Origin of the sequence: Shewanella putrefaciens (assembly GCF_016406325.1) — a bacterium.
Taxonomy (GTDB): domain Bacteria; phylum Pseudomonadota; class Gammaproteobacteria; order Enterobacterales; family Shewanellaceae; genus Shewanella; species Shewanella putrefaciens.
This window is the reverse complement of record NZ_CP066370.1, coordinates 2,418,841-2,439,752: the sequence shown is the minus strand read 5'-3', so window position 1 is coordinate 2,439,752 and position 20,912 is coordinate 2,418,841. Positions and strand designations below refer to the sequence as shown.

General features: G+C 46.2%; 21 protein-coding genes. 12 read left to right on the top strand and 9 right to left on the bottom strand.

Going from position 1 to position 20,912, the window contains the following annotated elements:
* Position 1: 1 nt before the first annotated feature.
* The 3 genes from mnmA to rluE form a co-directional block, all read right to left on the bottom strand.
* Positions 2 to 1,120 (bottom strand): tRNA 2-thiouridine(34) synthase MnmA, encoded by a 1,119-nt coding sequence (gene mnmA, locus JEZ96_RS10875; RefSeq protein ID WP_011919433.1) that lies wholly within the window; start codon positions 1,118 to 1,120, stop codon positions 2 to 4.
* 212 nt (positions 1,121 to 1,332) lie between these two features.
* A complete protein-coding gene (locus JEZ96_RS10870; RefSeq protein WP_011919432.1) occupies positions 1,333 to 1,827 on the bottom strand; it encodes an NUDIX hydrolase in 495 nt (164 codons plus the stop codon).
* A 67-nt stretch (positions 1,828 to 1,894) separates the two neighbouring features.
* Positions 1,895 to 2,680: a 23S rRNA pseudouridine(2457) synthase RluE gene (gene rluE, locus JEZ96_RS10865; protein WP_164837999.1), complete on the bottom strand. Its 786-nt coding sequence runs from the start codon at positions 2,678 to 2,680 to the stop codon at positions 1,895 to 1,897.
* A 343-nt stretch (positions 2,681 to 3,023) separates the two neighbouring features.
* Here rluE and JEZ96_RS10860 point away from each other — a divergent pair, with 343 nt between their 5' ends.
* The gene (locus JEZ96_RS10860; RefSeq protein WP_025007801.1) at positions 3,024 to 5,249 is read left to right on the top strand and encodes an NADP-dependent isocitrate dehydrogenase; all 2,226 of its coding nucleotides are present in this window, start codon (positions 3,024 to 3,026) and stop codon (positions 5,247 to 5,249) included.
* A gap of 320 nt (positions 5,250 to 5,569) precedes the next feature.
* On the opposite strand, the gene cspD is transcribed toward JEZ96_RS10860, so the two are convergent.
* A complete protein-coding gene (gene cspD, locus JEZ96_RS10855) occupies positions 5,570 to 5,776 on the bottom strand; it encodes a cold shock domain-containing protein CspD (protein WP_011072576.1) in 207 nt (68 codons plus the stop codon).
* A 193-nt stretch (positions 5,777 to 5,969) separates the two neighbouring features.
* Here cspD and clpS point away from each other — a divergent pair, with 193 nt between their 5' ends.
* Together clpS and clpA are read left to right on the top strand one after the other, a co-directional pair.
* Entirely contained in the window at positions 5,970 to 6,278 is a 309-nt protein-coding gene (clpS, locus tag JEZ96_RS10850; RefSeq protein WP_011789114.1) for an ATP-dependent Clp protease adapter ClpS, read from the top strand.
* A 43-nt stretch (positions 6,279 to 6,321) separates the two neighbouring features.
* Positions 6,322 to 8,589 (top strand): ATP-dependent Clp protease ATP-binding subunit ClpA, encoded by a 2,268-nt coding sequence (clpA, locus tag JEZ96_RS10845; protein ID WP_011919431.1) that lies wholly within the window; start codon positions 6,322 to 6,324, stop codon positions 8,587 to 8,589.
* Positions 8,590 to 8,704: 115 nt separating this feature from the next.
* Here clpA and infA read toward each other — a convergent pair whose 3' ends face one another.
* From infA to aat, 3 genes are all read right to left on the bottom strand, one after another.
* On the bottom strand, positions 8,705 to 8,923 hold the full coding sequence (gene infA / locus JEZ96_RS10840) for a translation initiation factor IF-1 (RefSeq protein WP_006081934.1): 219 nt from the start codon (positions 8,921 to 8,923) through the stop codon (positions 8,705 to 8,707).
* A gap of 91 nt (positions 8,924 to 9,014) precedes the next feature.
* Positions 9,015 to 9,722, bottom strand: a complete 708-nt coding sequence (locus tag JEZ96_RS10835; protein WP_014610713.1) for an arginyltransferase — start codon at positions 9,720 to 9,722, stop codon at positions 9,015 to 9,017.
* Positions 9,712 to 10,422: a leucyl/phenylalanyl-tRNA--protein transferase gene (gene aat, locus JEZ96_RS10830; RefSeq protein ID WP_025007803.1), complete on the bottom strand. Its 711-nt coding sequence runs from the start codon at positions 10,420 to 10,422 to the stop codon at positions 9,712 to 9,714. The genes JEZ96_RS10835 and aat overlap by 11 nt, the downstream gene beginning before the upstream one ends.
* A 54-nt stretch (positions 10,423 to 10,476) precedes the next feature.
* Between aat and JEZ96_RS10825 the strand changes: the two genes are divergently transcribed.
* Both JEZ96_RS10825 and JEZ96_RS10820 read left to right on the top strand, forming a co-directional pair.
* A complete protein-coding gene (locus JEZ96_RS10825; protein WP_011789118.1) occupies positions 10,477 to 10,947 on the top strand; it encodes an outer membrane lipoprotein in 471 nt (156 codons plus the stop codon).
* A 43-nt stretch (positions 10,948 to 10,990) separates the two neighbouring features.
* Entirely contained in the window at positions 10,991 to 11,743 is a 753-nt protein-coding gene (locus JEZ96_RS10820; RefSeq protein WP_014610710.1) for a Nif3-like dinuclear metal center hexameric protein, read from the top strand.
* A 61-nt stretch (positions 11,744 to 11,804) separates the two neighbouring features.
* Here the strand turns inward: JEZ96_RS10820 and JEZ96_RS10815 are convergent, their stop codons facing one another.
* Together JEZ96_RS10815 and metG are read right to left on the bottom strand one after the other, a co-directional pair.
* Complete coding sequence (locus JEZ96_RS10815) at positions 11,805 to 12,761, bottom strand: AEC family transporter (protein WP_025007804.1); 957 nt, start codon at positions 12,759 to 12,761, stop codon at positions 11,805 to 11,807.
* A gap of 89 nt (positions 12,762 to 12,850) precedes the next feature.
* Positions 12,851 to 14,920: a methionine--tRNA ligase gene (gene metG / locus JEZ96_RS10810; RefSeq protein ID WP_025007805.1), complete on the bottom strand. Its 2,070-nt coding sequence runs from the start codon at positions 14,918 to 14,920 to the stop codon at positions 12,851 to 12,853.
* Positions 14,921 to 15,080: 160 nt separating this feature from the next.
* Here metG and apbC point away from each other — a divergent pair, with 160 nt between their 5' ends.
* The 7 genes from apbC to holB are packed head-to-tail and all read left to right on the top strand — an operon-like array spanning position 15,081 to position 20,907.
* Entirely contained in the window at positions 15,081 to 16,196 is a 1,116-nt protein-coding gene (gene apbC, locus JEZ96_RS10805; RefSeq protein WP_025007806.1) for an iron-sulfur cluster carrier protein ApbC, read from the top strand.
* A gap of 11 nt (positions 16,197 to 16,207) precedes the next feature.
* Positions 16,208 to 16,846 (top strand): uridine kinase, encoded by a 639-nt coding sequence (udk, locus tag JEZ96_RS10800; RefSeq protein ID WP_011789123.1) that lies wholly within the window; start codon positions 16,208 to 16,210, stop codon positions 16,844 to 16,846.
* Positions 16,847 to 16,877: 31 nt separating this feature from the next.
* Positions 16,878 to 17,459, top strand: a complete 582-nt coding sequence (gene dcd / locus JEZ96_RS10795) for a dCTP deaminase (protein ID WP_011789124.1) — start codon at positions 16,878 to 16,880, stop codon at positions 17,457 to 17,459.
* A 5-nt stretch (positions 17,460 to 17,464) separates the two neighbouring features.
* A complete protein-coding gene (pabC, locus tag JEZ96_RS10790) occupies positions 17,465 to 18,274 on the top strand; it encodes an aminodeoxychorismate lyase (RefSeq protein ID WP_025007807.1) in 810 nt (269 codons plus the stop codon).
* A complete protein-coding gene (gene mltG, locus JEZ96_RS10785; RefSeq protein ID WP_025007808.1) occupies positions 18,271 to 19,308 on the top strand; it encodes an endolytic transglycosylase MltG in 1,038 nt (345 codons plus the stop codon). The genes pabC and mltG overlap by 4 nt, the downstream gene beginning before the upstream one ends.
* Before the next feature lie 22 nt (positions 19,309 to 19,330).
* Entirely contained in the window at positions 19,331 to 19,957 is a 627-nt protein-coding gene (gene tmk, locus JEZ96_RS10780; protein WP_025007809.1) for a dTMP kinase, read from the top strand.
* Positions 19,951 to 20,907: a DNA polymerase III subunit delta' gene (gene holB / locus JEZ96_RS10775; RefSeq protein ID WP_025007810.1), complete on the top strand. Its 957-nt coding sequence runs from the start codon at positions 19,951 to 19,953 to the stop codon at positions 20,905 to 20,907. The genes tmk and holB overlap by 7 nt, the downstream gene beginning before the upstream one ends.
* Positions 20,908 to 20,912: the final 5 nt, after the last annotated feature.

The following is a 20,912-nucleotide window of genomic DNA, read 5'->3' as shown; positions in this document are numbered from 1 at the left end:
TTTACCCTCGGATTAATTGATCGATAATGCCGCCACCTAGGCAGACTTCACCATCATAAAATACCGCAGACTGTCCAGGCGTCACCGCCGCTACAGGTTCATCGAAGACCACACGCAAGGTGTGTTCATCTGTGTAGGTTAATGTGCAAGGCACATCTTGTTGGCGATAACGGGTTTTGACGGTGATATGACAACCATCGACAGGGCCAGTTCTATCCACCCAATGCAGTTGGTTAACTGTCATGCCGGTCGACATCAAACGGGGATGGTGTCCGCCTTGACCCACAATCAATACGTTACGCTCAAGATCTTTATCGACCACATACCAAGGATCGTCATTGCTGTTTTTCATGCCGCCAATGCCTAAGCCTTTACGTTGGCCTAAGGTGTGGTACATGAGTCCTTGGTGCGTGCCTATGACTTCACCTTCTGGTGTTTCGATATTGCCAGGCTGCGCCGGTAAATAAGTCCTTAGAAATTCAGTAAATTTGCGCTCACCGATAAAGCAGATACCGGTGCTGTCTTTTTTATCATGGGTGATTAAGCCCATTTCTTTCGCTATTTCACGCACTTGATGTTTTTCAAGCTCACCGACAGGGAACAGGCTACGTGCCACTTGCTCGTGGCTTAAGGTGTAGAGGAAATAACTTTGATCTTTATTGCCATCAACGCCGCGGAGCATTTGCGTACTGCCGTCGCTATTGTCGCGACGGCGAACATAGTGGCCCATGGCGATGTAATCGGCGTCGAGGATTTCATCGGCAAATTCTAAAAATGCCTTAAACTTGATTTCTTTGTTGCACATAATATCGGGATTTGGCGTGCGGCCCGCTTTGTATTCGGCGAGGAAATACTCAAATACATTGTCCCAATATTCAGCAGCAAAGTTGACTGTGTGTAGCTTGATCCCGAGCTTGTCGCACACGGCTTGGGCATCTTTTAAATCTTCAGCGGCGGCGCAGTACTCGTTGTTGTCATCTTCTTCCCAGTTCTTCATGAAAAGGCCTTCAACCTGATAGCCTTGCTGCATAAGCAAATAGGCTGAAACAGATGAATCTACACCGCCGGACATGCCGACAATGACTTTTTTTCCTGTATGAGTGGGTTCGATTGATGTCATAAATCCTAAAAACCATTGAGTATGTGTGTTGGCTAGGCACTTGAGGTAGGGAATTGCGCATCACCCAAGTAGTAATATGACCTAGCTTAAAATTTGTATATTGCGTAAACGATTTTCCCCGCAAGGAGAGCGTGTAAATGGCTCGAATGGTAGCCTAATTTCCTGAACATCCTAAGCTAACTCATTGCGGATTTACGCGGCGGCGTATTCTATCACGCCTTGCTCTTTGGGGCTATCGTGAGACGAACGCTATTGAGTAAGTCTAGGGGATAAACCGAGCTCTGCTGCAGGTGGCGTCGATAGTCTTTGAGGCAATCGAGCACTAAGGGACTGCGCAGTAAAGATAGCTTGGCTTCTATCTGTGCAAAACTCAGCCAGTGCGCACTGTGGATCGCTTTATCCTGCGGCGCAGGTGAGGGCATATCATCTAACTGCACGAAAAAAGTAAAGCGCACAAAGGCTAAGTCTTCACTGGCGCTAAATTGATAGATGCCGACGAGCCCTTGGGCTTTGAGTGATAACCCCGTTTCTTCAAACACTTCGCGCTCACAGGCTTGGATCAAGCTTTCATTCGCTTCTAAGTGACCTGCGGGTTGATTAAAGCGTTGCTCGCCTTCAATCCACTCTTCTACCATCAGATATTTGTCCTGTGAAGTCGCATGGATAATACAAGCGACGGTCACATTGGGTTTATATCGTTGACTCATGGTACCTCCTTTGAGTGGACATGGTGCCACTTTTTAGTGGTGTTGAACGCAGAAACTTGGCTGAAATTTAGACTTCATCACCGAGACGAATGCATTTGTGCTCACCCGATGGCAAATTATCTAGACTCCATTGGCCTATTTTATAACGGATTAATCTTAAGGTCGGAAAACCGATATGCGCTGTCATGCGTCTGACTTGGCGGTTACGACCTTCATGTATTTGGATTTCTAGCCAAGTTGTTGGGATATTTTTGCGCTCTCTTACCGGTGGATTACGTGGCCAAATATCGGGTGAATCCATAATTTTGACTTTAGCTGGTAGCGTTATACCATCATTTAATTCAACACCTTGGCGCAGTTTTGTCAGGGCATCTTCTGTCGGAACGCCTTCTACTTGCACCCAATAGGTTTTAAAGGTTTTCTTTTTCGGCTCTGTCAGCCTTGCCTGTAATTGACCGTCATTAGTTAGCAGCAATAAGCCCTCACTGTCTCTGTCTAAGCGGCCAGCGGCATACACATCAGCAATCGGGATATAGTCTTTTAGGGTTTTGCGACCTTGTTCATCGGTAAACTGGCAAAGTACATCAAAAGGCTTATTAAACAGTACAATAATCGGTGCGAGCGTTTGGCTCTGCACTGGTTTTGCTGCCGCAATTGCGCGTCGATTAGGATTTTTAAAGGGTTCTTTCTTTAAACTGCCATTGGCATTTCGTGCTGGCGTCACTTTGCTATCTACGGCAGTAGCGCGGTTGGCAGGGCCTCTGCTGGCGTGCTTCGCGGGTTTAATCGGGCTCTTGGCTGGGGAACTGGTGCTGGAATTGGCACCTTTAGGTGGAAACTTGTTTTTGGTCATACTTTTGCTAACAGGAGGTTGAGACACGCTTACCTGACTTGATTGAGTCGTTAATGTGGTCATAGTGTACTTGGCATTCGCCGTTAGTGGAATTTGAATATTATTGCGAATGCTCTATGATGTCGGCCAGAAAATGTGATCTGTGCCTAAATGTTTATTAGGTTTTAATGAGTCGTTGTAACAAATTTTAGCTTGCGCGCAAAGACAGAAGGGCATTGAGAATTTTAAAGGTGAGGGCGTGGTCGATTGCCTTGATTGATATTTTCCCTGTGCTCAGATTTGTTTGCCATGCTATAAAATTATTATAAAAAATATTAAATTTTACAATAATGTAGGATGTAACATGAAAGATAACTCATCAACAATTATTTACACTGAAACAGACGAAGCGCCAGCACTGGCCACCCTCTCACTCTTACCTATTATCAGAACGTTTACCGACGCCGCGGGTGTTGCGGTTGAAACCCGTGATATCTCGTTATCGGGCCGTATTATTGCCAGTTTCCCTGAGCAACTGACCGAAGCACAAAAGATTGGCGACCATCTGACAGAGCTTGGCGAGTTAGCGAATCAGCCAGAAGCGAACATCATCAAGTTACCGAATATCAGTGCTTCAATTCCACAATTAAAAGCCTGTATCCTTGAACTGCAACAAAAAGGTTACGACATTCCTAATTATCCGGATGAGCCAAAAACCGACGCTGAAAAGTCAATTAAAACCCGTTACGACAAGATCAAAGGCAGTGCGGTAAACCCAGTACTGCGTGAAGGTAACTCAGATCGCCGCGCCCCATTATCGGTGAAAAACTTCGCCAAGAAAAACCCGCATTCCATGGGGAAATGGGCCAAAGATTCCAAGTCACATGTGGCTCACATGACTGACGGCGATTTCTACGGCAGCGAGCAGTCTGTCACTTTATCTGATGCGGGCAGCGTGAATATCGTGCTGACCCAAAAAGATGGTCAAGAAGTGGTGCTCAAGTCGGGTCTTAAGCTGCTGGCTGGCGAAATTATCGATGCTGCGGTATTGAGTAAAAAAGCCTTAGTGAGCTTCTATGAGCGTGAAATCGAAAACGCTAAAGCTGAAGATGTGCTGTTATCGCTGCATCTCAAAGCCACTATGATGAAAGTGTCTGATCCTATTATGTTTGGTCACGTAGTGAAGGTATTCTTTAAGCCAGTATTTGACAAACATGCGGCGCTTTTCGCTGAATTAGGCGTAGATGTTAACAACGGTTTTGGGGATGTTTATGCCAAAATCGCGACTTTGCCAGCAGATACCCGTGCAGAAGTCGAAGCCGATATCGCCGCCGTTTATGCTGCACGCCCTGCATTGGCTATGGTCGATTCTGATAAAGGTATCACCAATTTACACGTGCCAAGCGACATCATTATCGATGCGTCTATGCCTGCTGCGATTCGTTCATCTGGCCAAATGTGGGGACCAGACGGTCAACTGCATGACACTAAAGCCATGATCCCAGATCGTTGCTATGCCGGTATCTACCAAGAAACGATTGCTTTTTGTAAAGAGCACGGCGCTTTCGATCCTAAAACCATGGGCAGTGTGCCCAACGTGGGCTTGATGGCGCAAAAAGCGGAAGAATATGGTAGCCACGACAAGACGTTTGAAATTCCTGCTGACGGTGTGGTCAACGTTGTTGATGCCAGCGGTAAGGTATTGATGAGCCATAACGTGGAAGCGGGCGATATCTGGAGAATGTGTCAAGTTAAAGACGCACCTATCCGTGATTGGGTCAAACTGGCCGTGCGCCGTGCCCGTTTAAGCAATACTCCTGCGGTATTTTGGTTAGATAGCAAACGTGCCCACGATGCACAAATCATTGCTAAAGTGCAGCAGTATCTGCCAGAGCATGATACTGATGGCTTAGAGATCAGCATTATGTCTCCTGAAGAGGCAACGCGTTTCTCTTTGGCTCGCATCAAAGAAGGCAAAGATACGATTTCAGTTACGGGTAACGTTTTACGTGACTACCTGACTGACTTGTTCCCCATCCTCGAGCTAGGCACCAGTGCCAAAATGCTGTCAATTGTTCCATTAATGAACGGCGGCGGTCTATTTGAAACAGGTGCGGGCGGTAGTGCACCTAAACACGTGCAACAGCTTGAGAAAGAAGGTCACTTACGTTGGGATTCGCTCGGTGAATTCTTGGCTCTGGCGGCATCTTTAGAGCATTTAAGCCAAACCGTGGGCAATCCAAAAGCCCAAGTATTGGCAGATACCTTAGATCAAGCCATTGGCCAATTCTTAGATAGCAACAAATCGCCATCAAGAAGAGTCGGTGAGCTGGATAACCGTGGCAGCCATTTCTACTTAGCCATGTACTGGGCACAAGCCTTAGCAGCGCAAACGGGCGATGAGCAACTACAAGCACACTTTATTCCTTTGGCGCATGCGCTGGCTGCGAATGAGCCAGTCATTGTGGCTGAATTAGCAAATGCACAAGGTGCGCCTGTCGATTTAGGCGGTTATTACCGTTTAGATGCGGCTAAGGCTGAAAAAGCCATGCGCCCAAGTGAGACGTTAAACAAACTGTTGATTGCTTAATTTCGCTAGTTATCACTTTTAGATGGTGTGCGCGTCAGTGTGGGCCATCTAAGCTGATGTGAATTTGTAAGTCATTAGACTGATTTAAAAAAGGATCTGCATTGCAGATCCTTTTTTATACCCTAAATTTGCTGCCGAGATCGATGATCAAATCTTTTTGCTGGGATGCAATGGGTGATGTGCGGTGATTGAACTTGAATTAAATTCATGCGAAATGATGATGAGCGATGCAGCATTAAGTGGTGAGAATTTATGAAACACGCAGCAATAAAAAGGCAGGGACAAGTCCCTGCCTTTTAGATCATTGGCCTCACCAAACGTTATTTTGTTGGTGAAATGGCTGAAGCGTGCATCCCTTTTGGACCTTGCTCTACTTCAAATTGAACGGGTTGGCCTGCTTTTAGAGTTCTATAGCCTTCCATTTCAATGGTAGAATAGTGTGCAAAAACGTCCTCACCACCTTGATCAGGGCAAATAAACCCGAATCCTTTGGCGTTGTTGAACCATTTAACAGTTCCGCTTGCCATACTTCCACTTCCTTCTGTTGTCTACTTACCAGTAAGATAGTAAAACCTGTATAGACGGGTTTCGCTCACCGTCTGAACTACAGAATGTAAGGAGTAAATGCGGAAGTCAAGCTAAAATTAACAAAGGGGCAACAACTGATTAATTTGAACATATCAATTGGAAGAGGCCAACACGAGAGGCTAGTATTAAAAAATGGGTAAGACAGGAAATATTGAACACGTTGAAGAACGTGTAGAGTCAGAGTTGATGCCACCATCAATGTATAAGGTGATCCTCAATAATGATGACTACACTCCAATGGATTTTGTGATTGAAGTTTTGCAGGTTTTCTTTCGCAAGAACGAGCAGGAAGCGACCGATATCATGTTGACGATCCATCACCAAGGAAAAGGGATTTGCGGTATTTTCCCGTTTGGGATTGCAGAAACTAAGGTGATACAAGTAAATCAATTTGCAAGACAAAACCAACATCCGTTACTGTGTTCGTTAGAGAAAGCATAAAACCGCTTTACTCTGTAGTCTGTTGTTAATTTTGGGGGTGCTTATGCTGAACAAAGATCTGGAAGTCACCTTAAATCTGGCGTTTCAGCAAGCCAGAGACGCGCGTCACGAGTATATGACAGTGGAACATCTGTTATTAGCCCTCATCGACAATCCAGCGGCTCAAGAAGCGTTAATCGCCTGTGGAGCGAATCTAGATAAACTCAGAGATGAAGTGGCAAGCTTTATCCAACAAACAACCCCAATCATTGCCGATATTGATGATGACAAAGAAACTCAGCCGACGCTTGGGTTCCAGCGAGTGCTGCAACGGGCAGTATTCCATGTGCAGTCATCGGGCCGCAATGAAGTGAACGGCGCTAATGTGTTAGTCGCCATTTTCAGTGAGCAAGAATCTCAAGCTGTATATTTACTGCGCCGTTGTGATATTAGTCGCCTAGACGTAGTGAATTTTATTTCCCATGGTTTCGCCAAAAATGATGATGCTGAGTCACATCAAGATCAAGAACGCATAGAAGATCAAAGTGAAGGCAGTGAAGAACGCAGCATGTTGTCGCAATTTGCGGCCAACTTAAACCAACTTGCAAAGCAAGGGATTATTGATCCACTGATTGGCCGCGATCAGGAAATTGAGCGCGCGATTCAAACCCTGTGCCGTCGCCGTAAAAATAATCCACTGTTAGTGGGTGAGGCGGGTGTGGGGAAAACGGCGATTGCCGAAGGGCTGGCGTATCGGATTGTGAATAAACAAGTGCCCGATGTAATGCTTGAAGCCACGGTATATTCCTTGGATTTAGGTTCATTGCTTGCAGGCACTAAGTATCGCGGCGACTTTGAAAAACGCTTTAAGAACCTGTTAAAAGAACTGGCGGCGGATAAGCATGCCATCCTATTCATCGATGAGATCCATACCATTATCGGTGCGGGCGCGGCCTCTGGCGGCGTAATGGATGCCTCTAATCTACTGAAACCTTTGCTATCTAGCGGTAATTTGCGCTGCATGGGCTCGACGACTTTCCAAGAATATCAAAGTATTTTTGAGAAAGACCGTGCGCTGGCACGTCGTTTCCAAAAGGTGGATATTAATGAGCCTTCAGTGGAAGAAACCACTAAGATTTTGATGGGGCTTAAGTCTAAATACGAAGAATATCATGGCGTTCGTTATACTCAGGCCGCGATTAGCAGCGCTGCAGTATTATCGGCCAAGCACATTAATGACAGACATTTACCCGATAAAGCTATCGATGTGATCGATGAAGCGGGGGCTCGTATGGTGATGTTGCCTATGAGCAAGCGTAAAAAGACCATTGGCCAAGCCGAAATTGAGTCCATTGTAGCTAAAATGGCGCGCATCCCTGAGAAGTCAGTATCTGCCACAGATAAGGACTTACTGCGTAATCTTGAGCGTAACCTTAAGATGGTGGTCTTTGGTCAAGATAAAGCCATTGAGACCTTAAGCTCAGCCATTCGTTTATCGCGAAGTGGTTTGGGCACAGATAAAAAACCTGTCGGCAGTTTCTTATTCGCCGGTCCCACCGGTGTAGGTAAAACCGAGGTTACCAATCAACTGGCTACCTGTTTAGGGATGAAACTGGTGCGCTTTGATATGTCGGAGTACATGGAAAGCCACACAGTGTCACGCTTAATTGGGGCACCTCCAGGTTATGTGGGTTATGACCAAGGTGGATTGCTGACCGATGCTGTGATTAAGAATCCGCACTGTGTCGTGCTATTGGATGAAATTGAGAAGGCCCACCGTGATGTCTATAACTTGCTGTTGCAGGTGATGGACCACGGCACTTTGACCGATAATAATGGTCGTAAGGCTGACTTCAGACACGTGACTTTGGTGATGACCACTAACGCGGGGGTACAGGAGACTATTCGTAAGTCGATTGGCTTTACCCAGCAAGATCATACCCAAGATGCGTTATCTGAAATTAATCGAGTATTTTCGCCAGAATTTCGAAATCGTCTCGATTCCATCATTTGGTTCAACCATTTGGATATGACGATTATTGCCAAAGTGGTCGATAAATTCTTGGTGGAATTACAGGCTCAGTTGGATGCAAAACACGTCATCTTGGACGTCAGCGACGAAGCCAGAACCTTACTCGCCGAGAAAGGCTACGATAAGAACATGGGCGCGCGTCCAATGGCTCGGGTCGTGACCGAATTGATCAAACGTCCATTAGCGGATGAGATTTTATTTGGTGCCTTAGAGTCGGGTGGTGTGGCTTACGTGGATGTCAAAGAGGGTGAAATTGCTATTCGAACAGAGCGTCATGAAAAAGTGGCTTCTAAGGCTTAACTCGGCCTAAAGGTGAGTTTTGTCCATAAAAATGGCTGCAATTGCAGCCATTTTTCTTATCTTTCGCCAACAAAAAAACCCGGCCTTGCCGGGTTTTTAAATTTATGAGGCTATATCAGCGTGCGCGGAAGACAATACGACCTTTGGTCAGATCATAAGGAGTCAACTGGACGGTAACTTTATCGCCAGTGAGGATCCGGATGTAGTTTTTGCGCATTTTGCCTGAAATGTGGGCTATCACCACATGACCATTTTCAAGCTCTACACGAAACATTGTGTTTGGCAAGGTTTCAAGGATAGTGCCTTGCATTTCAATGTTGTCTTCTTTCGCCATTAATTAATTATCCCATTAGCCTTCGAATATAAAAAACGGGCGTATCATGCCCCAAATTCACCTTGCTGTAAAGGGGAAGTACTTAGCAAACTTAGGAATACTCCCACCCTTGGGGGGTTAGAATTTGATAAGGGCGATATAAACGCTTATAGGACATTTTGCGGTTTGCATCTATTTGATATCCGAGATAAAGGAATTCTTTTCTTTGTAATTTTGCAAGTCGGCATTGAATTAAAATCAGCAGCACGCCGAGTGAACGATGGGCTTCATCAGGATCAAAATAGCTGTAAATGGCTGAGAGGCTGTTCGGTAACGTGTCAGTCACAGCAACCGCGATAAGTTTATTGCCAGCATAGACTTCGATGAAAGTAGGGGGTAACCAATGGCAAAATAAGAACTGCTCATATTGTTCCTTACTAGGAGGAAACATCGGGCCGTCAAAGTGCCGTTGACGGATATAGCGCTCATAAAGTGTGTATTGCTCATCGGTCTGGCTAGATGTGATGCGCCACGTTAAATCGCGATTATTAGCCAATGTACGCTTTTGTCGTTTGGACGGTATAAACTCCCGAACGGGTAATCGGATTGGTTGACATGCGCTACATCGAGGACAGCGGGGTTTATAGATAGCGCTACCACTGCGGCGAAAACCAATGGCTAATAAACGCTCAAATAAAATGGGATCGAGAGTCTCCTCTTGGATAACGAGCAATTGCTCCTGCTGATCCTCGAGGTAGCTACAGGGGAAAATTTGGCTGATACCGATAGCTATCGGTGTTTTATTGGCGTTAGAGTTCAAGGAACACCTCACTGGGTATCCAAGCATCTGGATGCACTTTTTTGTCCCTAAATTGGGTCAGTAATTCAATAAAATGAGTTCGTTTAATCGCCTTTGCTCCCAAGCTTTCTAGATGTGGGTTCATTACCTGAGCATCAATCAGTTTAAATCCCATTTTTACTAAGTGTTGCTGCAATACCACTATTGCTGCTTTTGAGGCATTGGTTTGGCGGTGAAACATAGATTCACCACAAAACACTTGGCCTATGGCTAAACCATAAAGGCCGCCAATTAATTGCCCACCTTCCCATACCTCAATAGAATGTGCATGGCCATTTTTATGTAATTCACGGTAAGCCATTTGAATCTCATCGGTTATCCAAGTGCCATTTTGCTTTGGACGTGGCTCGGCACATCCTGCCATCACAGAAGTAAAGGCATGATTGATGGTGAAATGCCATGGCTGTTTTTTTAGATACTTGCATAAACTTGTACTGATACGGATTTTACCGGGCATAAATATTGCGCGGGGATCGGGTGACCACCAAAGAATAGGATCATCGGCATTAAACCAAGGGAAAATTCCGTTATAATAAGCGGTCAGTAAGCGTTCTGGACGTAAGTCACCGCCAATCGCCAGTAATCCATTGGGATCCGTTAAGGCGAGTTCGGGTGAAGGAAAAGCTTCAAATTCGTGATTCAGAAAAGACAGTGACTTCACAATTGCGTATGATTCAGTAATAAACCCTTCTACTAAGTTAGCGGAAATTCGGATATGTGGAAACCTACTCTAGCAAGCTTTATGTTTATTTTTGCCTTTCTATTAACTCCTGCTAATGCAGCCTACGACCGCAATCAAGCCGTCCCTGTAGAGAAAGTCCTCTATGGTGATGTCACCTCTGTGCGCAATATCACAGAAACTCAGCTTATCGAAGACAGAAACCAAGGTTGGAAAACCTTTGGTGGTGCATTAGTTGGTGGAGTTATTGGCCATCAGTTTGGTGGCGGTTCAGGCCGCGATGTAGCAACAATTTTAGGCGCTCTTATCGGCGGTGGTATTGGTAATCGTTATGGCAGTGGTACGAGTGTGCAATCGTTTAAGCTGGTGGAACTGATGATCAACCAAGAAGATGGCACCCAAGTTATGGTTATCCAAGATTATGATCCCGGAATGGTATTTAATGCGGGTGACCGAGTGCGAGTCGTATACCTTCAAGGTGGTGTTCGCATTGACTTAGCCATGTAGGTTGAGACAATCATCTTTAACAATTAATGCATGTGGTGATGACATGACACGGACAGAATTGGGTCAATATTTAGCAGACTTTTTACGGGTAGCCGCATTTAAGGATTACGCACCTAACGGATTACAAGTAGAAGGTAAGAACGAGATCCACACCATAGTGACGGGTGTGACGGCTTGCCAAGCCTTGATCGATGAAGCTATTCGATTAAAGGCCGATGCGATTTTGGTTCATCACGGTTTTTTTTGGAAGAATGAACCCGAGGTTATTACGGGGATGAAACAGCGTCGTATTAAGGCACTGCTCCAGCACGATATTAGCTTGTTTGGTTATCATCTACCTTTAGATGCTCACCCAATGCTCGGCAATAATGCCACTTTGGGCAGACAACTTGGGATAGTCGACGCTGAAGCCATCGAAGAGGTGGCTCAGGGCCTCCTGTGGCGTGGCAAACTCGATTTACCTGTCAGTGCTAGCGAATTTACAAATACCCTTGAGAATGCCCTAGGTCGAGCGCCACTGCATATCGGTGATAGCGATGCCAAGATCCAATATTTAGCTTGGTGCACGGGCGGTGCGCAGGATTATATCGATGTGGCGGCAAGTCTGGGCGTGGATGCGTTTATCAGTGGTGAAGTATCCGAACGTACTTTCCATAGCGCAGTAGAGCAGGGCATACATTATTATGCGGCGGGGCACCATGCGACTGAGCGTTTCGGCATTGAAGCCCTAGGGCGTCATCTCGCCCGTGAGTTTAATTTAGTGCACCATTTTGTGGATATCACCAACCCTGTTTAACGGCATCGCAGCCATTAGAATTCATTAAGTTTAAAGGCGAGCATAGCTCGCCTTTGTATTATTAAATCAGCCCTAAAGTAGACAGGATAAAAATGCCTAAGGTGCAGGTAAGCAGCGAGCAAACGGTGGTGAGTGCGATTATATTAGCCGCAAGCGTGGCATTTCCGCCCATGGCCCGCGCCATCACATAACTTGCGGCCGCCGTGGGCGCTGCACTCATCAAAAACACTAAGGCAAGTTCCACTCCGCGATAGCCAAGCATCAAGGCCCCTAGGGTGATAAACAGTGGGGCAAAGATAAGTTTTAAGGCGGTCGAGAACCAAGTGGAATACTTTTCATGTCTGAGTGAGCCAATATCCAGTGAACCACCAGTGCAAAGTAGCGCTAATGGCAGGGTCATATTGGCAAAGTATTGTCCCGCATCGAGGACCATTTTCGGTACAGGAATCGCGAGCAGGTAAAACAACATGCCAAGGATAATGGCGATAATTAGCGGATTTTTGGTGATGGTTTTTATGATCACCGCAAAAGCGCGGCGGCTGGATTCCTCACCCCTCGGGCTTAAGCAAATCACGGCTTGAATATTATAGAGTAGCGTCATCGACGCCACGTAAACTGCGGCTAAGGCAACCCCAGACTCTCCATAGGCGTTAGAGACATAGGCTAAGCCGATAATCGCAGTATTGGCCCTAAATCCTCCTTGAATAATAACGCCTTGATCCTTTGGCTCAGGGAAAAATCGTTTCGTCGCGTAGGTCGAAAGGATAAAAAACAACAGATTGGCCAATAGGCCGTAACCAATTAAGGGGGCACTGGCGGCAAGATCGTGATGTGAGCTAATAATGCTTAAAAACAATAGTGCGGGCAGCGTGACATTAAAGACGAGTTTTGATGCGACATCGATAAAGTTTTCGTTGATGACTTGGGTGCGTTTTAGGATCACCCCGAGGGCTAACATCAAACAGATCGGACCCGTTATTGAGGCAGAAAACAACAACTGCTCAATGATATTGCCCATAACTTCTCCCCGAATAATTTCACTCGTAGTCTCAATAAGTAAGGCCGCACTGAATGCGGCCTTACTTTTTGGGCGTCATCTTGTGCGGATTATTTAACTCGCATACCCGGCTGTGCGCCTTCATGGGGCTCTAAAATCCACAGGTCACTACCACCTGGGCCCGCTGCTAGCACCATGCCTTCTGACATGCCAAAACGCATCTTACGCGGTGCAAGGTTTGCAACCATCACCGTCAGCTTGCCTTCAAGATCTTCTGGCGAATAGGCCGATTTGATCCCTGCAAACACTTGGCGCGTTTCGCCGCCGATATCGAGCTGTAACTTTAGCAGTTTGTCGGCTTCGGCCACATGCTCGGCTTTGACGATGCGAGCGATACGTAGGTCGATTTTAGCAAAATCATCAAAGTTGATGGTTTCACTGATAGGATCGTCAGCCAGCGGCTCACTGCTGACATTAGATGATTCAACGGTTTTTTCAGGTTCCGCCGTCTTTGGTACATCGGCCGTGACTTGCAGGTTTTCCTTAGAGTCGGCCACCATAGCGTTGACTTTGTCTAACTCAACACGTTGCATCATGGCTTTGAATGGCGAGATTTCATGGCCCGCCATATCTTGGGCTAAGCCATCCCATGTTAAGGTCTGTTGGAAGAAGGCTTCAACGTCTTGGGCTAAACGTGGCAATACAGGTTTGAGATACGTCACGAGAATACGGAACAGATTCAAGGCGTTTGAACACACTTGGTGCGCCGCTTCCTGTTGATCGTCCTGTTTCACCATTTGCCAAGGCGCCGCATCGGCCACAAAACCGTTGGCGATGTCCGCTAATGCCATGATTTCACGCATCGCTTTACCGTATTCACGGGTCTCATAAAACTCGGCGATTTGTTCTTGCTTGGCTAAAAACGCCTCGGTCAGTGTAGTATCAGTAATTTTCGCGAGCTTGCCATCGAAACGCTTAGTGATAAAACCCGCAGTGCGAGATGCGAGGTTGACTAACTTACCAACCAGATCTGAGTTTACGCGCTGGGCGAAGTCTTCTAGATTGAGGTCTAAATCGTCGATACGGCTGCTGAGTTTTGCGGCGTAGTAGTAACGTAGATATTCAGGATCTAAATGATCTAAATAAGTACGCGCCTTGATGAAAGTGCCTTTGGATTTCGACATTTTTGCGCCATTGACGGTCACATAGCCGTGGGCATAGACGCTGTTTGGCTGGCGGTAACCTGAGCCGTGCAGCATAGCGGGCCAGAACAGGCTGTGGAAGTAAACGATGTCTTTACCGATAAAGTGGTAAACCTCGGCCTTAGAATCCTTCGCCCAAAATTCATCGAAGCTGAGTTCAGGGCGTTTGTCACAGAGGTTTTTGAATGAGCCCATATAACCGATAGGTGCATCTAGCCAAACGTAGAAATATTTGCCAGATGCATCGGGAATTTCAAAACCAAAATAGGGGGCATCACGGGTGATATCCCATTGTTGTAAGCCTTGCTCGAACCATTCGTCGAGTTTGTTGGCCATTTCTGTTTGCAGAGCGCCAGAGCGAGTCCACTCTTTTAGCATGCCTTCAAAGGCGGGTAAGTCGAAGAAGAAGTGCTCAGTGTCTTTCATCACAGGCGTAGCACCAGAGACGGCCGATTTCGGGTTAATCAGCTCAGTTGGGCTATATGTCGCACCGCAGGCATCACAGTTATCGCCGTATTGATCGGGTGATTTACACTTAGGGCAGGTGCCTTTAACGAAGCGGTCCGGCAGGAACATCGATTTTTCAGGATCGAACAACTGAGAAATGCTCTTGCTCTTGATATAGCCATTAGCACGCAGTTTTAAGTAAATATCACTCGCCAGTACGCGGTTTTCGTCACTGTGGGTGCTGTGATAATTATCGAAGGCGATATTAAAATCGGCGAAATCCTGCTGATGCTCTTTGTTCACTTGAGCAATCATCTCTTCAGGCGCTAGGCCTAATTGTTGCGCTTTGAGCATAATTGGCGTGCCGTGGGCGTCATCGGCGCAAATATAGTGGCACTCATGTCCACGAAGCTTTTGGTAACGCGACCAGATATCCGTCTGGATGTATTCCAGCATATGACCTAAATGAATCGGTCCGTTCGCGTAGGGAAGTGCGCTGGTCACGAGAATTTTACGTTGTGAAGTTGCCATCTTGTCTCAAATATCGTGGTGGGCCAAAAATAATGGTAGAGATACTAACCGATTACAGGATGATTTTCATCAAAACGTGAGCCAATTGAGCTAAATCTGCACTAATGTTTTTGTCATTATCTGGTACACTTGGGCAAATTTATTGGTGGGGGTAATGCTTTTGTCTTCAACTCAGACTGATTATCGTTTAAATGACGATCTTCTTGGGCCTGTTCTGGCCATTCTCGATGCATATATCGACCCGTATTTAGCTAAAGGGTTAGTGAGCGCTGGATGCGTGAATAAATTGGCGATAGAAGGCAAGCGTTTGCAGCTTGGCTTAGTCTATCCATATCCTTGTATGACGCAGTACCGCGATACTGTGATGGCACTGACCAACAAACTTGCTGTGCTTGATGCCATTGATGAAGTCGAATGTGAAATCGATTTTCAACCTAAGGTCTATTCTGCGTTATCGTCTATTGCGCCTATCGCAAATGTGAAGCAAGTGATTGCTGTCGCTTCAGGCAAAGGCGGTGTGGGTAAATCAACCACGGCGGTGAACTTGGCTTTAGCACTTGCGGCAGAAGGCGCGCAGGTCGGTATCCTCGATGCCGATATTTATGGCCCGTCAGTACCGTTAATGCTAGGCATTCCGAATTTCAGACCCGTTTCACCGGATGGCAAGCATATGACTGCGGCCAGTGCCCATGGGATTGCCGCGCAATCAATTGGTTTTATGTTAAGTGGTGATGAAGCTGCCGTGTGGCGAGGCCCAATGGCCGCGGGTGCGTTAGCACAACTACTCAATGAAACCCAATGGCCTGAATTAGATTACTTAGTGATCGATATGCCGCCAGGTACAGGGGATATTCAACTCACGCTATCGCAAAAAGTGCCTGTCAGTGGTGCCGTTATTGTGACTACACCTCAAGATATCGCACTGGCCGATGCCAAGAAAGGCATCACAATGTTCCAGAAAGTGAATATTCCAGTGTTAGGCATTGTGGAGAATATGAGTTTCCATTTATGCCCCGAGTGCGGTCACAAAGAACATCCTTTTGGTACGCACGGCGGCAGTAAAATGGCCGAGCGTTATCAGGTTCCTTTATTAGGCGCTTTGCCACTGCATATTAATATCCGTGAAGCAATGGATGTGGGAGCACCAACGGTTGTAGCCGATCCCGACAGTGAAGTGGCAGGTCTTTATCGGGAAATTGCCCGTAAAGTGGGTGCAGAGTTGGCCCTTAAACAGAGTCAAAAAACAGTTTCTATTAGCGTATCAGATGATGAGTAAGGTTTAAGGGTATGAATTCTCAGCAGTGTGTCATTATTGCAATTGCTGGCGCGTCAGCATCGGGCAAAAGTTTGATTGCCAAAACGATTTTTGACGAGTTGCGTCGTGATTTAGGCACAGATCAAATAGGGGTAATTAATGAAGATGCGTATTACCGCGATCAGAGTCATTTATCCATGGATGAACGGGTATTAACCAACTACGACCATCCAAAAGCACTAGACCATCAACTGCTATGCACGCATTTACAGTTGTTAAAGTCTGGTGAAGCTGTAGATATCCCTTGTTATAGCTATACAGAGCATACTCGCACGGCTGATACGGTAACAATGACACCTAAAAAGGTGATTATTTTAGAAGGCATTCTGCTATTAACCGATCCTAAATTACGTGAACTGATGGATGCCAGCGTGTTTATGGACACGCCGCTGGATATTTGTTTTTTACGTCGCTTAACTCGTGATGTGGCAGAACGTGGTCGTACGATGGAATCTGTTATTTCGCAGTACAAAAAAACCGTGCGTCCGATGTTCTTACAGTTTATTGAACCTTCGAAACAATACGCCGATATTATCGTGCCTCGTGGCGGTAAGAATCGTATTGCGACCGATATTTTAAAAACTCGTATTCAGCACTTATTGGCAAAATAACGACATAAAAACTTAGGGAGTAATAGGTAAGATGCGCTTAACTGATATCGAAATTGAACAGGCTCTTGATAACGGCACAATCGTAATAGAACCTCGTCCTAGTATTGATGCCATTTCTGGTGTGAGTGTGGATGTACGTTTAGGTGGACAATTTCGCGTCTTTAAAGATCATACCGCACCTTTTATCGACTTAAGTGGTCCCAGTGGAGAAATGCAGGCAGCGCTTGACCGGGTGATGAGTGAGATTATCGAAATCCCTGATGGCGAAGCCTTTTTTCTTCATCCTGGTGAATTAGCCCTCGCGGTGACTTACGAGAGTGTAACGCTGCCTGCGGACATTGTCGGTTGGCTTGATGGTCGTTCATCACTGGCGCGTTTAGGCCTGATGGTGCATGTGACTGCGCACCGTATCGATCCGGGCTGGCAGGGTAAAATTGTGCTCGAGTTTTACAATAGCGGTAAATTACCCTTGGCTTTGCGCCCCCGGATGACCATAGGTGCGTTAAATTTTGAGCGTTTAAGTGGCCCAGTGGCACGTCCCTATAACACCCGTAAAAATGCCAAGTATAAAGATCAACAAGAAGCGGTCGCTAGCCGCATAAGTCAGGACTAACATCCGTGATTTGGGTGAATGGTGTGTTGCAGGGGAGTATTGATCCTTCGGATCGGGGACTGGCTTACGGTGATGGTCTGTTTGCAACCATGCGAACGAGCCATGATGGTATTTTATTTTTAAATGCACACCAATCACGCTTAACCGATGGCGCCGCAAGACTTGGTTTTGAATGGCACATGGGAAGTGCGCTTTGTCAGCAGCTTGAGGCCTTGGCCAGACAATACCCCTGTCACTGTATTAAGCTTTTAGTTTCAAGGGGGATTGGCGGGAGAGGTTACGCACCACCACAGGCGGTGAATGTGACTGAAGTCGTCTCTGTGCATCCCATTCCTAGCCATTATGCGCATTGGCAAAAAAATGGCATCAGCCTTAAAACATCCCCTGTTCGCCTAGGTATACAGCCATTATTGGCAGGGATTAAACACCTTAATCGTCTTGAACAAGTACTGATTAAAACTCAGCTTTTACCGAGTAACGTCGATGATTGGTTAGTTTTAGATGCTGATGCGAGGGTGATTGAATCTTCGATGGCAAATATCTTTTTTATCAAAGACAATGAGGTTATTACGCCATCTTTAGCCCAATGTGGTGTGTCTGGCGTGATGCGTGAGCAGGTGATTAATGCCTTGCTCGAACAACAGTTCAATATTCAATGTTTGCCATTTGGCGCCGAGCGTTTAGGGGAGTTTGACTCGGCATTTATCACTAACAGTGTTTTAGGTGTTGTGGATGTACTGGCGATAGATTCGCTTAAGTTCACTCGATCCCCTATAGCCGCCAACCTTAGACAGACACTTTCACTCACACTATGAAAAAACTGATCCTGATTGCCAGTTCAACTCTACTTACCTTACTGACATTAGTTTGTTTAGTGGGTTACTGGGGTTATCAAACTATTGTTGATTATAGTAATACACCACTGAACCTTGTTGAGCCTAAAGAGCTCACCATTGCACGAGGCACCAGTGTTAACCAACTTGCACAGCAGTTAGCCGATGATGGCGTTATTCAAGACACATGGAAACTTAAATGGTTACTTAAGTTTCGCCCAGAGCTTGCCAAGATTCGTACCGGCCTTTATGAAATGTCGTCCTCACAAACCGTGACGGACTTGCTCAACGACTTAGTGGCAGGTAAAGTCAAAATCTTCAGCATTACTTTAGTTGAAGGTAAAACCATTGCTGAGTGGGAACAACAGCTAGCAAGCGCACCACATTTACAAGTGACTCCCAAAGTATTTACTGCAGTATTAACAGAGCAGGGGGACGATTCGGCTTTGCCAGAAGGTAAATTCTTCCCCGATACCTACCATTATACTGCCGAGGCGGATGCTAAAGTCATGCTGACTCAAAGCTATAAAATGATGGAGCAGGAGCTTGCTAAAGCGTGGGCGGAACGGGCGCCGAATTTGCCGTTAAAATCGCCCTATGAAATGCTGATTTTGGCATCGATAGTCGAAAAGGAAACAGGCCAAGCCCATGAGCGTGAGCAAATCGCCGGTGTATTTGTTAATCGTCTTAATCTAGGTATGCGTCTGCAAACCGATCCGACGGTGATTTACGGTATGGGCGATCGCTATAAGGGCAATATTACCCGCAAGGATTTAGTCGAAGAGACACCTTTTAATACCTATCGTATCTTTGGCTTACCGCCAACACCGATAGCTGCACCGAGTAAAGCATCCCTGATGGCAGTGTCAAAGCCTGCGAGTGTGAGTTACCTTTATTTTGTATCGCGCAACGATGGCACCCATGTGTTCTCAACCACACTAGAAGAACACAACCATGCTGTAGACATATATCAGCGTAAGATAAAACCGGCGCCCCCAGAAAAATCACCAAAGTAAAAATGCAGAGAAAGAAAATCTAATGTCAGTTCTTGCAAAATTTATCGTTATTGAAGGTTTAGAAGGCGCGGGTAAGTCGAGTGCAATTACCCTTATTCGGGATTTTATTGAGAAGCACACTGGGCAAGCACCTATTTGTACCCGAGAGCCCGGAGGTACACCGCTCGCTGAACGGATCCGTGATTTAGTCAAAATTGCCGATCCGAGCGATCCCCTCTGCGACGAGTCTGAATGTTTGCTTATATATGCCGCTAGAGCGCAGTTGGTTGCTAATGTAATTAAACCTGCACTTGCGCAAGGGCAATGGGTACTTGGAGACAGACACAATCTATCATCACTGGCATATCAAGGTGGTGGACGAGGGTTAATGCCCTTAGTGGAGGCGGTGAGTGCTGCAACACTAAAGGGATTTAAACCCGATCTCACCTTATATTTAGATTTAGATCCTAAGCTTGGACTCACCCGCGCGGCTAAACGTGGTGAACTCGATAGAATCGAGCAGCAGACCATTGATTTCTTTGAGCGCGCCCGCGCAACTTATCTAAAGCTTGCCAGCGAAGATGACAGTATTGTGGTTATCGATGCAAGTCAAACCATGGCTGAAGTTCATAAAGATATTTTGGCCGTGCTACAGGCGATGGCATGGTAGCCGAGTCCGGATTTACGGCTGAGCAATTGCCTTGGCTCGAAGGGCCAAGGCAAGCATTTTTAGCACAATTACAATGCCAGAAGATCCCCCATGCCCAACTCGTTGGTATCGATGCTGCGTTCGGTGGTGAGCTGTTTAGTGTGTTTATGGCGCGTGCAGCCCTGTGTTTAGCGCCTAATTCGGCAGGCGCATGTGGTTTTTGTAAGTCGTGCCAGTTATTCGCTGCGGGCAATCATCCCGATTTTTACCAAATAGAAGCCGATGGACATCAAATTAAGGTCGATCAAATTCGTGAACTTTGCGTACGCCTTACGGCAACCGCGCAGCAAAGTGGTCGCCGTGTAGCGATTATTCATCACAGTGAGCGCCTTAATTCTGCATCGGCTAATGCACTGCTTAAAACCCTTGAAGAGCCGGGCAAGGACACGCTGTTAATATTACAGTCGGATACTCCGGCACGTTTAATGGCTACCATCAGTAGTCGCTGTCAGCGCATTCCTTTTGTGGCGCCGAATAAGGCGATGATCAAAACCTGGTTAGCTCAGCATTGTCATATTCAAGAGGATGTGGCTTGGTGCCTAAGTGTGGTGGGTGGACCATTAAAATTGGCCGAGAGTTTGCTAACAGATGGTACACAATCGAGCCGCTATCAATCCCTGCTTCAGTTTCGCAAAGATTGGGCGCAAAGTTTGTCGTCTGGTCATCTGTGTGCTAGTTTATTAACAGTGAATGAACAGCAAATAATTGATGCACTTAAGGTTTTATATCTACTACTGCGACAAATTTTATTAAAAAATAGTCATCAAGATGCGTTTATTCAGGCGCAAGTAGGGAACTTGGCGGCAAAGATCATGGGAATGTGTCATAGCTTAAGCACAATGCCGACTGTCAATTATTTGGGCTTATGTCAAAGTTATGTCTTAGAATATAGAGAAATAACAAAAAAGTAACATGC